16 protein-coding genes and 2 tRNA genes are annotated in these 13,428 nt (G+C 60.9%); 10 read left to right on the top strand and 8 right to left on the bottom strand.

Features of this window, described 5'->3' with window-relative positions:
- Window positions 1-175: 175 nt before the first annotated feature.
- From J2045_RS10040 to J2045_RS10020, 5 genes are all read right to left on the bottom strand, one after another.
- Window positions 176-847, bottom strand: a complete 672-nt coding sequence (locus tag J2045_RS10040) for a protein-L-isoaspartate O-methyltransferase family protein (RefSeq protein ID WP_307372258.1) — start codon at window positions 845-847, stop codon at window positions 176-178.
- Between the two features lie 140 nt (window positions 848-987).
- Entirely contained in the window at window positions 988-1,314 is a 327-nt protein-coding gene (locus tag J2045_RS10035) for a hypothetical protein (RefSeq protein WP_166599495.1), read from the bottom strand.
- Window positions 1,315-1,511: 197 nt separating this feature from the next.
- Window positions 1,512-1,585 (bottom strand) — tRNA-Cys (locus tag J2045_RS10030).
- Window positions 1,586-1,708: 123 nt separating this feature from the next.
- The gene (locus J2045_RS10025) at window positions 1,709-1,933 is read right to left on the bottom strand and encodes a hypothetical protein (protein ID WP_307372256.1); all 225 of its coding nucleotides are present in this window, start codon (window positions 1,931-1,933) and stop codon (window positions 1,709-1,711) included.
- Window positions 1,934-2,092: 159 nt separating this feature from the next.
- Window positions 2,093-2,374: a hypothetical protein gene (locus J2045_RS10020; RefSeq protein WP_307372254.1), complete on the bottom strand. Its 282-nt coding sequence runs from the start codon at window positions 2,372-2,374 to the stop codon at window positions 2,093-2,095.
- A gap of 163 nt (window positions 2,375-2,537) precedes the next feature.
- Between J2045_RS10020 and J2045_RS10015 the strand changes: the two genes are divergently transcribed.
- From J2045_RS10015 to J2045_RS10005, 3 genes are all read left to right on the top strand, one after another.
- Window positions 2,538-2,612: transfer RNA gene (locus tag J2045_RS10015), tRNA-Asn, on the top strand.
- A 170-nt stretch (window positions 2,613-2,782) separates the two neighbouring features.
- Entirely contained in the window at window positions 2,783-3,010 is a 228-nt protein-coding gene (locus J2045_RS10010) for a hypothetical protein (protein ID WP_166599499.1), read from the top strand.
- A 107-nt stretch (window positions 3,011-3,117) separates the two neighbouring features.
- On the top strand, window positions 3,118-4,566 hold the full coding sequence (locus tag J2045_RS10005) for a cryptochrome/photolyase family protein (protein ID WP_307372250.1): 1,449 nt from the start codon (window positions 3,118-3,120) through the stop codon (window positions 4,564-4,566).
- 64 nt (window positions 4,567-4,630) lie between these two features.
- On the opposite strand, the gene J2045_RS10000 is transcribed toward J2045_RS10005, so the two are convergent.
- Window positions 4,631-5,500, bottom strand: a complete 870-nt coding sequence (locus tag J2045_RS10000; RefSeq protein WP_307372247.1) for a hypothetical protein — start codon at window positions 5,498-5,500, stop codon at window positions 4,631-4,633.
- A gap of 292 nt (window positions 5,501-5,792) precedes the next feature.
- Here J2045_RS10000 and J2045_RS09995 point away from each other — a divergent pair, with 292 nt between their 5' ends.
- From J2045_RS09995 to sseA, 3 genes are read left to right on the top strand one after another with little or no spacing between them, the layout of a single operon-like run.
- A complete protein-coding gene (locus J2045_RS09995; RefSeq protein WP_307372244.1) occupies window positions 5,793-6,830 on the top strand; it encodes a cysteine synthase A in 1,038 nt (345 codons plus the stop codon).
- 20 nt (window positions 6,831-6,850) lie between these two features.
- Window positions 6,851-7,582, top strand: coding sequence for an alanyl-tRNA editing protein (locus tag J2045_RS09990; RefSeq protein WP_307372242.1), 732 nt, complete (start codon window positions 6,851-6,853; stop codon window positions 7,580-7,582).
- A gap of 27 nt (window positions 7,583-7,609) precedes the next feature.
- Window positions 7,610-9,034 (top strand): 3-mercaptopyruvate sulfurtransferase, encoded by a 1,425-nt coding sequence (sseA, locus tag J2045_RS09985; RefSeq protein ID WP_307372239.1) that lies wholly within the window; start codon window positions 7,610-7,612, stop codon window positions 9,032-9,034.
- 10 nt (window positions 9,035-9,044) lie between these two features.
- Here sseA and J2045_RS09980 read toward each other — a convergent pair whose 3' ends face one another.
- Window positions 9,045-9,977: a DUF4344 domain-containing metallopeptidase gene (locus J2045_RS09980; RefSeq protein WP_307372236.1), complete on the bottom strand. Its 933-nt coding sequence runs from the start codon at window positions 9,975-9,977 to the stop codon at window positions 9,045-9,047.
- A 160-nt stretch (window positions 9,978-10,137) separates the two neighbouring features.
- On the opposite strand from J2045_RS09980, the gene J2045_RS09975 reads away from it, so the two are divergent.
- Window positions 10,138-10,605, top strand: coding sequence for a DUF1203 domain-containing protein (locus J2045_RS09975; RefSeq protein WP_307372233.1), 468 nt, complete (start codon window positions 10,138-10,140; stop codon window positions 10,603-10,605).
- 109 nt (window positions 10,606-10,714) lie between these two features.
- On the opposite strand, the gene ald is transcribed toward J2045_RS09975, so the two are convergent.
- Window positions 10,715-11,833 carry an alanine dehydrogenase gene (gene ald, locus J2045_RS09970; protein ID WP_307372231.1) on the bottom strand — a complete coding sequence of 373 codons (1,119 nt, stop codon included), beginning with the start codon at window positions 11,831-11,833 and terminating at the stop codon, window positions 10,715-10,717.
- Window positions 11,834-11,991: 158 nt separating this feature from the next.
- On the opposite strand from ald, the gene J2045_RS09965 reads away from it, so the two are divergent.
- The 3 genes from J2045_RS09965 to J2045_RS09955 all read left to right on the top strand — a co-directional run bounded on the left by J2045_RS09965 (window position 11,992) and on the right by J2045_RS09955 (window position 13,391).
- On the top strand, window positions 11,992-12,453 hold the full coding sequence (locus J2045_RS09965; RefSeq protein ID WP_307372230.1) for an Lrp/AsnC family transcriptional regulator: 462 nt from the start codon (window positions 11,992-11,994) through the stop codon (window positions 12,451-12,453).
- Window positions 12,454-12,545: 92 nt separating this feature from the next.
- The gene (locus J2045_RS09960) at window positions 12,546-12,881 is read left to right on the top strand and encodes a PilZ domain-containing protein (RefSeq protein WP_166599510.1); all 336 of its coding nucleotides are present in this window, start codon (window positions 12,546-12,548) and stop codon (window positions 12,879-12,881) included.
- A gap of 171 nt (window positions 12,882-13,052) precedes the next feature.
- Window positions 13,053-13,391: a PilZ domain-containing protein gene (locus J2045_RS09955; protein WP_307372227.1), complete on the top strand. Its 339-nt coding sequence runs from the start codon at window positions 13,053-13,055 to the stop codon at window positions 13,389-13,391.
- The last annotated feature ends 37 nt before the right edge of the window (window positions 13,392-13,428 follow it).

Here is a 13,428-nt window from a genome sequence, read left to right as displayed (position 1 = left end):
TCAGAAATTGCCGACCCGGGCGATTGCCCTGGGCCGATTCGCGCTCACCCTAGGATACGCGGTTGCGGAAAAAAATCACGCCCGGATCAGGAATTGCCGTGATGCACAACTTTGTTGCGCGGTCACGAAAAGGCCCGCACGTGGCGGGCCCTGAACGCGCATTTCGGATCGACCTTCAGAAAACGAAGGCCGCGGCCTTGCGGAAGCCCGGCAGCGGCTTCACCGCCGCATTGAAGTATTCGGTGTAGGAAGTGATGCCACCGTTCTTGACATAGAGGCGCGCACGCGCGGCATTGCCATAGCCGACGACCGCCACGAGACGGCCACCTTCGCGCAGCTGCGCCAGGAGAGCCTCCGGCAGCTCCTCGACGGCACCATTGACGAAGATCACGTCATAGGGGGCTTCTGCGGCATAACCGCCTTCCAGCGCGGCGGATACGACTGCGACATTGTCATAGCCAAGCTCGGAGAGTTTTTCGGTCGCCTTCGTCACCAGCGCTTCGTCGCTCTCGGTCGCCACGACCGAACCAGACAGCAGCGACAGCAGGGCTGCGGCATAACCGGCACCACAGCCGATCTCCAGCACCACGTCATCCTTGGTGATGGCGGCGAGCTGCAGCAGCTTGGCGAGCGGCGAAGGCTCCATGATGTAGCGCGGCGGGTTGCCGTTCTGCGCCGGACAGACCTGCATGTCCTCGTCGATATAGGCGAGCGGCTTCAGCTCGGCCGGAACGAAGGCTTCACGCGGCACCGAGAGGAAGGCGTTCAGAACCGAATGGGACGTGACGTCCGTCGTCCTGATCTGGTTGTCCACCATCTTGGTGCGTGCTGCTGCGTAATCCATCATTTCATTCGCGCCCCGTGTCGACCGGCCATAGCGGCTATCCACCCGTCTTTAATTGCAGGCAGAGGCGCTTTCAAGCCGGTCGGGCCTTCGCATCACAGAATCTCGCGACCGCCCGGTGACGCAGCCGCAGGACGGGCGGATCAGTCGGCCAGCGTGTAGGTATCGTTTTCGCAGAAATCGATCTCGTCACGCACATCATAGAAGCTGTCATCCTCGAAGACCGCGCGGATCTTGTAGACGCAGGCGTCACTGCCGTCGGCGATCGTCAGCTTGCGCGATTGCCCGCCATAAAGTCCCTTCTTCTTCAGCAGTTCGGTGCGCGTGCCGCCATCTGCGGGCGTGGCATGGAACTGCACGATCATGTTGGGGGTCTGGTTGTCGAGCGTAAACGAGAGAGTCTCAGCGAGGGTCGGCTGGGCAATAGCAGCAAGACCGGCGGCAAGAAAAAGAGAAAGGGTGACACGCATGGCAATGGCTCCTGTTGGCGCAAGAGCCAGCTCATGCGGGAGTGCGCATGCCGGCGCAATCGGACCGATCGGCCAAGATCGGGCGCAACGACCGGCCGGGGGCGATCGGCACAGTTTTGGCCGATGACAGGCACGAGACCCTGCGGTCGAGGAGAGTATCGACCGCGCACAAGTTCAGCTTTTTGTGAAGGTTCGGATGGAGGCCTCGCCCGGAATTGAACCGGGGTACAAGGATTTGCAGTCCTCTGCGTCACCACTCCGCCACGAGGCCATCCGAGTAGAAAAGTGCGTGTGGTGGGCGGCATTTAGAACGGATCGAGAGTAAGCGCAAGGGGAAATTCAGCGATTTTCGAGCGCATATTGTGGATGGCGCCGATCCCCTCGCCGGCTGCCCTCAGCCACCCTCGCGCCAACGCCGGCGATCAAGCAGCCGGGTCGCGGCCATGGTGCTGGCCGCATCCGCCAGACGGTCCGGATCGGTCATGCCTGCTGTGTAAAGGCGGATCACCGCCCGGCCGACCGCCTCGCGATGCCCATTGTCGGCACCACGCGGATCAACCGATGTCACGACCTGCATGGCCTGCTCAATGATGTGAAAGTCTCTGGGCGTCAGGATCAAGGAACTCTCCGCCAGAATCGAATGGGTCACTTCACCTCGTTTCTCCGGGAACGAAATGATGCGAACCGTCTTGTCGCTCCCGAGTGCGTCCCGGCACCTTAGGGCACGGATCAGGGGCGGTCATTTCACTATGACATGTCGGAGCGCGGAACCAGCGCCTCAGCCCCGGCGATCTGCCTTCGGCGCATCCTTGCGCCGGCTCCACCACACGGCAATGCGACGGCGGCGGCGGCGGACGGCGGGAATGTCGTGCGAGAGAACGATCAGGCCGAGCGGCACCATCCAGAAGCCGAGCACCGGCAGGAAACCGAGGAAACCACCGCCGACCAGCGCCGTGCCGGTGACGATTCGACCAGTCCGCGACCGCGGGACCGGAATTTCGAGCCCGCCGAGCACGAGACGCCCCCGCGCATGATCAAGGCGGTAACGGCGGTCGGGCATGCGAAAAACTCCTCGATTCCAAGGGATTTCGGTCCCCTCTCAGCGCTCCTGCAGATGGTGTGTCCCCATATAAAAACAAGAGGATGACATTTTTTTTGAAAAACCGCTTGGCAAACGGAGCGAGCATCAGTATTACCCCGCTCACACCGCGCCAAGCGGCTGTTCCCTGGTAGCTCAGCGGTAGAGCATTCGACTGTTAATCGACAGGTCGCCGGTTCGAATCCGGCCCGGGGAGCCATCTCATTCCAAGGCCCGCGCCTCAACAGGCTGCGGGCCTTTTGCTTTCTTGTCCGGCCGTACCACTGCAAGATCTGGTGAGATGGTTCCGGCAGCCGCCTCGAAACCCCCTCTTCACCTTTGGCTGCTATCTCCTTGCCTCAACGAAAAGGCATGCAAGGAGGACGGCCGATGTGGCTTGAGCTTCACGACGGGGACGGCTTTCCCTTCTACGTCAACATGGACAATGTGGTGGATTTCCGCTGGTACGAGCGGGAGGGCTATACCTGCCTTTTGACGACCGCCCCGGTCGCCGAAAAGCTGCATCGCCTCTATGTGCGCGAAAACGCCCAGCAGATCATGGCGATGCTGCGCGCCGAACAGGCCCGTCGCGCAGCCCCGGGTCGCTCTGCCGCCTGACGGCCCCTTCTGGGGCCCGCACTCGGCAACGCAGAATCGTGATCGCGGCGTGATCCCCTGACCGTCGTGTTTCGTATGGCTATCAAAGCCAACGAAGAAGACATTGCATGCCCGACACCCGTTCCAAGACGCTCATCCTCTGGTTCCGCAAGGACCTGCGGCTTTCAGACCATGCGGCCCTGGCAACCGCCGCCGCCGAAGGCTTCCGCATCCTGCCGCTCTATATCCGCGAGCCCGAAGCGGTCGGCACCGGCCCGCTCGGGGCGGCCCAAGAATGGTGGCTGCATCATTCCCTCGATGCCTTCGGAGCCTCGCTTCAAGGCCTGGGCTCGCGGCTCATTCTGCGCAGTGGCCCGGCCGAAACCGTATTCGCGGCGCTGCTCGCCGAGACCGGGGCCTCCGCGGTCTTCTGGAACCGCCGCTACGATCCCTGCGGCATTGCCATAGACAAGGCGCTCAAGGCGAAACTGATCGTCGATGGCATCGAGGTGCGCACCTTTGCCGGCCAGATCCTGCACGAGCCGACCAAGCTCAAGACCGGTGCCGGTGGCAATTTCCGCGTCTATACGCCCTTCTGGAAGGCGCTGGACAATTCCGGCGAACCGCCCGAGCCGATCCCCGCGCCGCCGGCCCTGCCCGCTCCCGATCACTGGCCGGACAGTGAGACGCTGACGGACTGGGGTTTGCTGCCGACCAGACCGAACTGGGCCAGGGGCTTCGAGGCCGAATGGCAGCCCGGCGAGGCCGGTGCCCACAAGCGGCTGGCGGCTTTCGTCAAATCGGGCCTCAAGGGCTACCGCACCCGCCGCGACTTTCCCGGCGAAGCGCATATCTCGAAACTGTCGCCGCATCTGGCGCTCGGCGAGATTTCGCCCGCAACGCTGTGGCACGCGACACGTGGCCTCTCGGACGACTATGCCAGCGAAGACTATATCCATTTCCGCAAGGAGGTGGTCTGGCGCGACTTCTCCTATCACCTGCTCTTCCATTTCCCGGATCTGGCAACCAAGAACTGGAACGCCAAGTTCGACGCCTTTCCCTGGCGCGACGCGCCGGACCTGCTTCAAAAATGGCAGCGCGGCCAGACCGGCTATCCGATCGTCGATGCCGGCATGCGCCAGCTCTGGCAGACCGGCTGGATGCACAACCGCGTGCGCATGATCGTCGCCTCCTTCCTGATCAAGGACTTGCTTGTCGACTGGCGCGAAGGCGAGCGCTGGTTCCGCGACACGCTTGTCGATGCCGACCCGGCCTCGAATGCCGCCAGCTGGCAATGGGTCGCCGGCTCCGGCGCCGACGCCGCCCCCTTCTTCCGCATCTTCAACCCGGTGAGCCAGGGCGAGAAATTCGACCCCGAAGGGGCGTATATCCGCCGCTTCGTGCCGGAGCTGAAGGACATGCCTGCTAAGTTCATCCACAAGCCTTCGGAGGCGCCGCTGACGGTGCTGAAGGACGCAGGCGTCAGCCTCGGCAAGACCTATCCCAAGCCGATCGTCGATCACGGCAAGGCCAGGGATGCGGCGATGGCAGCGTTTCAGGGGTTGAAGGCGGAGTGAGGGCGAAAGCGGCGACCCTTTGCGCCATGCCCTGGGAGTTTGCGTGCGGTAGCGTAGAACCTACTCAATCTACCCCTTCTATTTTATCCATCTTAAACTCGTGGAATATACGAACTATGCTCAGTGACGCGTACATAAACATTACAACCATTGCCAAACCAAAAAGGTAATAACTTGGCTTGTAGTCAACATAGAAAGTGGCGCTCCATATCCTTTCGTCACCGAACCCGCCGACAGGATAGACATGATTCACCTTGACGCCAGCCAACACAAAGATGAGCGCCACACTGCCCCCGATGTAGACATCGAATCTGCTAAACTCCTTAAAAATCAAAACTCCTTTCGAGTGCACGGCGGTAAAGATCACGATGTACACAACATGCATCAGGTAAATTTCACCCATAGTTATTGGGTCTGATTCGACAACAGGCATCCTCGGAAAAACAAAAGAGCTCACCCCCCAGACAAAGCACACAAAAAAAATCAACGATGCAGAGAAGAATCTGTATATGTTATGAGTTCGCGAAACAAAGAAGACTGTAAATGTACCGATAAGCCCTCCATAGAGCATACCGTACACGCCAACCAAAAAAATCCTGTACAAAAAGAAATCTTCTTCGTTTGACTGTGAACTGGGCGCAAAGAACAGAATTGAGACGAACGAACTCGCCACTAGCCCAGACAGAATGCCATCCGCCAAACCACCCAAGGTCGAGACACGAAACAAGCGATCTACGGTCGAGATGAATAAAAGGCCAAGTCCAACTATCAGAACAATGAAGCCAGCTATCTGGACAACTCCGCGCTCGGCGACGTCCAGAGGAATTTTTTCAGCAAAGAATACCACAATCGATCCCAATAGAATGAGAATGATGTGTAACTTTGCACCGTCAACCTTATCGCTGGTCAGTAGGTCTATCAGCTTCTCCAGCATTCCCCCCCCAGTTCCCAGAACCTTCCGGCAGACGCATAATTTACAACCTAAATCGTACACCTGAACTCAATAGCTGCAACCCCTCCCCGAACGCATTTTCCCTCCGCTTGGCCCACAGCGAAAAGCCATTCCTTGCCTTTGATGTCCCCGAGGCGGAAAAGACGGGTTCATTCCCGCGCCAGCCGTTTTGCCCGCATAATCTTGTCCAGAAGGACAAATTCATGTGGTTTTCCGGTTTTCTTCCCCGCGCTTTTGGTTCTAGTGTCCGCGTCAGACAAAAAAGGCAGACATCATGGCATTCCACCCTTCCGTGCTCGAGGCGATCGGCAATACGCCTCTCATCCGGCTGAAAGGCGCCTCTCAGGCGACCGGCTGCACCATTCTCGGCAAGGCCGAATTCCTCAATCCCGGCCAGTCGGTGAAGGATCGCGCAGCACTCTTCATCATCCGTGATGCCGAGCGGCGCGGGCTGTTGCGTCCCGGCGGCGTGATCGTCGAGGGCACGGCAGGCAATACCGGGATCGGCCTCACCCTTGTGGCGAAAGCGCTCGGCTATCGCACCGTGATCGTCATCCCGGAGACCCAGAGCCAGGAAAAGAAGGACGCGCTGAAGCTGCTCGGCGCCGAGCTCGTCGAAGTGCCGGCGGTGCCTTACAAGAACCCGAACAACTATGTGAAGATTTCCGGGCGTCTCGCCGCCGAGCTTGCGAAGAGCGAGCCGAACGGGGCGATCTGGGCCAACCAGTTCGACAACACCGTCAACCGCGACGCCCATATCGCAACGACCGCGAAGGAGATCTTCGAGCAGACCGGCGGCGCCGTCGACGGCTTCATCTGCGCCGTCGGCTCGGGCGGCACGCTGGCCGGCACCGGCATGGGCCTTCGCAATAGGAAGCCCTCCGTCAAGATCGGCATTGCCGATCCGGAAGGGGCCGCGCTCTTCGAATACTACAAGAATGGCGAGCTGAAATCCTCCGGCTCCTCGATCACCGAGGGCATCGGCCAGGGCCGCATCACCGCCAATCTCGAAGGCTTCACGCCCGATTTCGCCTATCAGATCCCCGATTCCGAAGCGCTCGACATCGTCTTCGACATCGTCGAAAACGAGGGCATCTGCCTCGGCGGCTCCTCGGGTATCAACATCGCCGGCGCCATGCGTCTGGCCCGGGATCTCGGCCCCGGCCACACGATCGTGACGATCCTCTGCGACTATGGCAACCGCTACCAGTCGAAGCTCTACAACCCGGACTTCCTGCGCTCGAAGGGTCTGCCGGTTCCGGCCTGGCTCGAAAAGCGTCCGACCTTCGACCTGCCCTTCGAGACTGTCTGATATCCATCGAAAGCACTGCCATGACCACCATCGCCCTCTACCGCGACGATTTTTATCTCTCGACGGCGGAGGCGGTGGTCATATCCGTGCATGACGATGGCGCGGTCGAACTCGATCAGACCTGCTTTTATGCCGCCTCCGGCGGCCAGCCGGGTGACACCGGCTTTTTCGAGCGCGAGGATGGCAGCCACATCCAGCTCGGAGAAACCCGCCACGGCGCCACCAAGGACGTGATCCTGCATCGCCCTGTAGACGGCGAGCCCCTGCCTTTGGTCGGTGAAAAGCTTGTGCTGCATGTCGACTGGCCGCGCCGCTACAAGCTCATGCGCATGCACACCGCCTGCCACCTGCTTTCCGTCGTCTGTTCCTATCCGATCACGGGTGCTGCTGTTGGCGAAGAGGAAAGCCGGGTCGATTTCGACATGGGCGAGACCATCGACAAGGATCAGGTGACGGCAGACCTGATGAAACTCGTCGGCGAGAACCATCCCGTTTATCTCCAGTGGATCACCGACGAGGAGCTTGCGGCGAACCCCGGCATCGTCAAGTCGAAGAATGTTCGCCCGCCCGTCGGCCTTGGTCGGGTGTCCTTGGTCTGTATCGGCGAGAACTCCGCCGTTGACAGCCAGCCCTGCGGGGGCACACATGTTTCGGAGACCCAGGAGGTCGGTGCGATTCATATCGCCAAGATCGAAAAGAAGGGCAAGGAGAACCGCCGGTTCCGCATTCGCTTTGGAGCCCCGGAGACCTAAGCCATAGGAACACTACGGGAGAAGTGCATGTCGGGTGAAAGAAGCCGTTTCGTCGTTTCGGCGGATTGGGTCGAAAAGAACCTCGGGGCGCCCGGATTCAAACTTGTCGATGCCTCCTGGTATCTGCCGGCGCATAACCGCAACGGCGCCGTCGAATATGCCTCCGGCCATATCCCCGGCGCCGTCTTCTTCGATCAGGACGTGATCGCCGATACGTCGACGGGCCTGCCCCATTCCCTGCCCTCGCCCTCCTTCTTCGCCCAGGCCGTCGGTCAGCTCGGCATTTCCGCCGAGGATACGATCGTCGTCTATGACGGTCCCGGCTTCTTCTCCGCCCCGCGCGTCTGGTGGATGTTCCGTGTCATGGGCGCGCGCCGCGTCTATGTGCTCGACGGCGGCATCGACGGCTGGAAGGCGGAGGGCCGCAAGCTCGAAACCGACCTGCCGGAACCGGCACCCGTCACCTTCGAAGCACATTTCGACCGGGCCAAACTCACCTCCTTCGACCAGATGTCGGCCATTGCCGACGAGGGCGACAAGCAGATCGCCGATGCTCGCCCCGCCGGACGCTTCACCGGCGAAGAGCCCGAACCCCGCGCCGGCATGCGATCCGGCCATGTTCCGGGTTCGCGCAGCGTACCCGCAGCCTCGCTGTCTGAAAACGGTCGCCTCAAGGATCTCGCGACGCTGCGCTCGATCTTCACCAATGCGGGCATCGACCTCAACAATCCCGTGGTGACCTCTTGCGGCTCGGGCGTGACGGCAGCGGTCGTGACGCTGGCGCTGGAGAGCCTCGGGCATACCGACAATTCGCTCTATGACGGCTCCTGGTCGGAATGGGGCTCGAAGACCGACACCCCCGTCGTGACAGGCCCTGCCGAACCGCTCGCCTCGAAGACATCAGGGCCGCTGACCGCCCATGTCACGCGGCTGGAAATGACCGCACCGCCGAAATCCAGCCTGCCGGTTCCGGTCAATATCCAGACCGCGATCATGCGCACGCATGAGATCCCGCTCCCCTTCTACCGCTTCCTGCATCGCCAGGTCGGCGCCCGCTGGCATTGGTACGAGCGGTTGCGTCTGCCCGACGACCAGCTGAAGGCGATCATCCATCATCAGAAGGTGTCGATCTCGGTTCTCTATGTAAATGGGGCGCCGGCCGGCTTCTACGAGCTGTCGCAGGAAAGCGACGACCTTGTAGAACTCTCCTATTTCGGCCTTTTCGAGCATGCGCTGGGGCTTGGAATCGGCAAGTGGTTCCTGCTGCAGTGTCTCTATGCCGCCTGGGCCACCAATCCGAAGACGGTAACCGTCACCACCAATTCGCTTGACCATCCCCGCGCACTGCAGCTCTACCAGCAATTCGGTTTTTCGCCGGTCGGCACTTACGACGCCCTGGTCGATCCGCTGACCGACCAGGAACTGTTGGCGCTGATGAAGCGGGACGGCTGAGAGCCGTCGCTCAGTCCTTCTTCTTCAGCTTGACGCTTGTGGCTTCGGTTTCTTCTTCGGAGGTCTCGTCAGCCACTTCTTCGCCACTGGCATCCTCTTCGCCGCTGGCATCCTCTCCGCCAGCGGTCTGGTTTTCGAACCAGGTGGAGATCAGCCCGGCATGGAAGGCTGCCATTTCGTAGCAATAGGTGATCTCGCGGCCACCTGCATACCAGAAGGCGTTTTCGGTGCCACAGGTCTTGCCGGTGATCTTGATGCCGTCCTTCAGATTGTAGCCTTCACCGAAGACGTTGGCGATCGTTTCCAGCGCGCCGGCACTCTTCAGCAGATCGGCAAAACCCTGCAGATCCTCATTGCCGGCGGGCTCGTAAGTCACCTCGAATTTGGTCTTGGCGCCCTCCTTCATGTTGGCGGCGAGAAGGCTCATCCAGCTGTCGCGGGCCTTCTGGTATTCGAAGAGACATTCCTCGCGTCGTTCGGCGGGAAATTCGAGCGAGTCGGCGAATTCCTTGAAGAACTCGGCATTCGCACCCGTCATCATGCAGACGATCGCATAGGCGCGCTGGCGATCCAGGCCATGCGTGCCCATGAAGTCATCCTCCTGCGGGCCGTCTTCCTTGGCTTCATCCAGCAGGAACCAGCCATCGGCACTGTCCTGCATGGTGGTGTAGAGGTCCTCGTCCTCGGCGCCGAGCAACAAGACGGAGGAGAGCGCATCCACGGCATCCTCCTCACGGCCGAGCACCGGCAGGTTGAATTCCGAGACCAGCATGTGGCCCGCCTCATGGAAGAGGATGAAGATCGCGTTGTTGACGACGAATCTCTGGCCTTCCTCGACCTGCTCTGCGGTCAGCTCGGCCGCCCGGGCTGCCATGGATGGCTGGAAGAGACATGTGGCGGAGAATGCCAGCACGGCCGCCGCGGCGGACTTGAAAGAAGTCATGGGAGCCCCTTACCCGATCTGTTGTCGCCCCAGTATCTACCGCAGAGGTTAAGCGAGAGAAAAACGCCATTTTTGACAACATCTCACCGCGCAGGAATCGGGTGGCAGCTTTGGAGCGGCTGAGATGAAAATGCGGCATCCAACCTCAGGAGAGATGTCCATGACAGCCGTCCACTTCGTCCCCATGCCGTCCGCAGATGCCGCCGCCTACCGGGAGGGTGCCTCCGATGCCTATGGCCTTGCCCCGGAGCAGCGCATCTCGCCCGGCGGCTATCCCTGCCGCCATTGCCTCGGACCAATCGCGTCGGGAGAGCCTTATCTGACCCTCGCCTACCGCCCCTTCCCGACGCTCCAGCCCTATGCCGAGACAGGTCCGATCTTCCTGCATGCAGAAGCCTGCCCGCGCTACGAGGCGGCAGACGTTCTGCCCACCATGCTCGATAGCCCCGACTACATCGTGCGCGGATATGGCCACGACGACCGCATTGTCTATGGCAGCGGCGGCGTGGTGGAAACGCAGGGGATCACCAAGCGCGCCGAAGAGCTCTTCTCCAATCCGGAGATCGCCTATCTGCATGTCCGCTCGGCCCGCAACAACTGCTATCAGTGCCGGATCGAGCGGAGCTGATAGCACAGACAAAAACGGGCCGGCCAAGGGGAAGGCCGGCCCGGATCAGCGGCGTTACACGAGATAGTCGCGGACCTGACGCAAGGTGAGGCGACCGGAGAATGCGGCCTTACGCTACGTTCAGCACGGATTCCGGCGCATGGGCCGGATAGCCCAGGGCATCGGCCACCGGCTTGTTGGTGATGCGGCCCTTGTGCACGTTCAGGCCGTTGCGCAGATGGCGATCCTCGGCAATCGCGCGCAGACCACGATCGGCAAGAGCCAGACCATGGACCAGCGTCGCATTGTTGAGCGCGTGGGCAGACGTGATCGGAACCGCACCCGGCATGTTGGCCACGCAGTAATGCACGACACCATCGACGACATAGGTCGGGTCGGAATGGGTGGTTGCGTGGGAGGTTTCGAAGCAGCCGCCCTGGTCGATGGCGACGTCGACGACAACAGCGCCCTTCTTCATGCCCGACAGCATTTCGCGGGTCACGAGCTTAGGCGCAGCAGCGCCCGGGATCAGCACGGCACCGATGACGAGGTCGGCGGAGAAGCATTCCTGCTCAAGCGCATCGATGGTGGAGTAGACGGTGTGGACTCGACCGCCGAAGATATCGTCGAGCTGGCGCAGGCGCGGCAGCGAGCGGTCGAGGATGGTGACATCGGCACCAAGGCCAACCGCCATCTTGGCCGCATGCAGGCCGACGACGCCGCCGCCGATCACGGTGACCTTGGCCGGCAATACGCCGGGCACACCGCCGAGCAGGATGCCACGGCCGCCATGGGCCTTCTGCAGAGCCGTCGCACCCGCCTGGATCGCGAGACGGCCCGCCACTTCCGACATCGGGGCCAACAGCGGCAGGCCTCCGCGCTCGTCGGTCACGGTTTCATAGGCAATGGCCGTGACGCCGGACTCGATCAGGCCCTTGGTCTGTTCCGGATCGGGCGCGAGATGCAGATAGGTGTAGAGGATCTGGCCTTCGCGCAGCTGCACCCATTCCGACGGCTGCGGTTCCTTGACCTTGACGATCATGTCGGACTTTTCGAACACGTCCTTGGCTGTGGCTGCGATCTTCGCGCCAGCGGCGACATAGGCGTGGTCGTCGGCGCCGATGCCGGCACCTGCCCCCGTTTCGATCAGGACATCATGGCCATGGGCCACGTATTCGCGGACCGCTCCCGGCGTCAGGCCGACGCGGTATTCGTGGTTCTTGATTTCCTTGGGGCAACCGACGCGCATTCTCGTTCCTCTCATCCGGCGGCTTCGCGCCGCTTGTCGCTTCAGATACGAAAATTGAAACATTGTTGCCGCAAAATGTCCTTGCAAAGTGAGGGCTGCGGCGCGATGCAATTCGCAGCTTCTTGCGTCAGGAGGCCGCAAAACGGAGAAAGCTACGAATGGCGGAACTGGATGCCATCGATCGTGCCATTCTGAAGGCGCTTCAGGAGAATGGCCGGATGACCAATGCGGAGCTTGCCGAGAAGGTGGGCCTGTCGCCATCCGCCTGCTCGCGGCGGCACGACATGCTGGAAAAGGCAGGTGTGATCAGCGGCTACCATGCCCGCCTTTCGCACAAGGCGATCGACTACAAGATGATGGTCATCGTGCATATCTCGCTGTCAGGCCAGTTCGCCAAGACGCTGACCGAGTTCGAATCGGCCGTGAAGCGCTGTCCCAATGTGCTCGTCTGCTACCTGATGTCGGGCGAATACGACTACATCCTGCGGGTCGCGGCGAAGGACCTCGAAGACTACGAGCGGATCCATCGCGACTGGCTCTCGGCGCTTCCGCATGTCGTGAAGATCAATTCCAGCTTTGCGCTGCGCGAGGTGATCGAACGACCCAATGTAGGACTTTGAAGGCGATCCATTGAATTCTAACGAATTGTTTTAGCCGAACCTCACAGATCGGCACTATGCTCCTGCAATGGTTGTTCTTCAGGACGATAAGCATGAGCAATAATCTTGGAATGGATGTCCGCAAATCGCCTCGCAGCCGGTGCCGGCTCGACAGCAAGATCCACTACTTCAAGCAGGTGGCGGACGGACGGGTGATCAACATCTCGCGCACGGGCCTTGCGCTCGAACTCGCGACCAAGCTGACCGCCGCCGCCGGCAGCCAGGTCACCATCGAAAACGACGACATCGGCCACCTCGAAGGCGTCGTCCGTTGGAACTATGGCGGACGCGTTGGCATCATGTTCCGACCCAACAGCAACTCGATCGCCAAGGTCGCGGCCTACTTCCGCCATTTCCATCAGGAGATCCGGCCCGTCCTGCGGGGCTGAAACGGCTGGGGGCCCGCCCCGGTTAACGGTAAATCGCGGGGATAACCGGCCAAATACCTCATTTCTCCTAGGGCCACTGCTCGCATTTTAACGAACTTGGCCAGATGCCGTTAAGGCGCCTGGCCGAGGCTTTCTGCGTTTCATTCAGTCATTTTGACGGAGCGCATAAAGATGCTTGCAGCCAAATTAAGCACGGACGGTCGGCGCAGTCAGAGGATTCGCTGTCACATCAGGGGCACTCTTGAATTCATTGGGCAGAAGCTCACCATGCGCGTTCTCGATATCTCAAAGTCCGGCATGGCCATCCACCTTGAGGGCTGGATCGAAGCCAAACGCGGGGCGACCGTTTCTGTATACTGCGCCGAACTTGGACATATGGAATGCACGGTGCGTTGGTACCGGGCAGGAAAGATGGGGCTAGAGTTTGACCAGACGACGAACACGGTCGCACAGATCACCGCCTATTTCCGCAATTTCCACCGGGACCCGTGCAACCTCGTGTCCATCTAGGCGGCGAAACCGGCAGGGGCCAGTGTCTCACCCCTGT

The organism is Peteryoungia aggregata LMG 23059, from assembly GCF_030814435.1.
Classification (GTDB): domain Bacteria; phylum Pseudomonadota; class Alphaproteobacteria; order Rhizobiales; family Rhizobiaceae; genus Allorhizobium; species Allorhizobium aggregatum.
The sequence above is the reverse complement of the archived record's forward strand: the minus strand, read 5'-3'. Positions and strand labels throughout refer to the sequence as shown.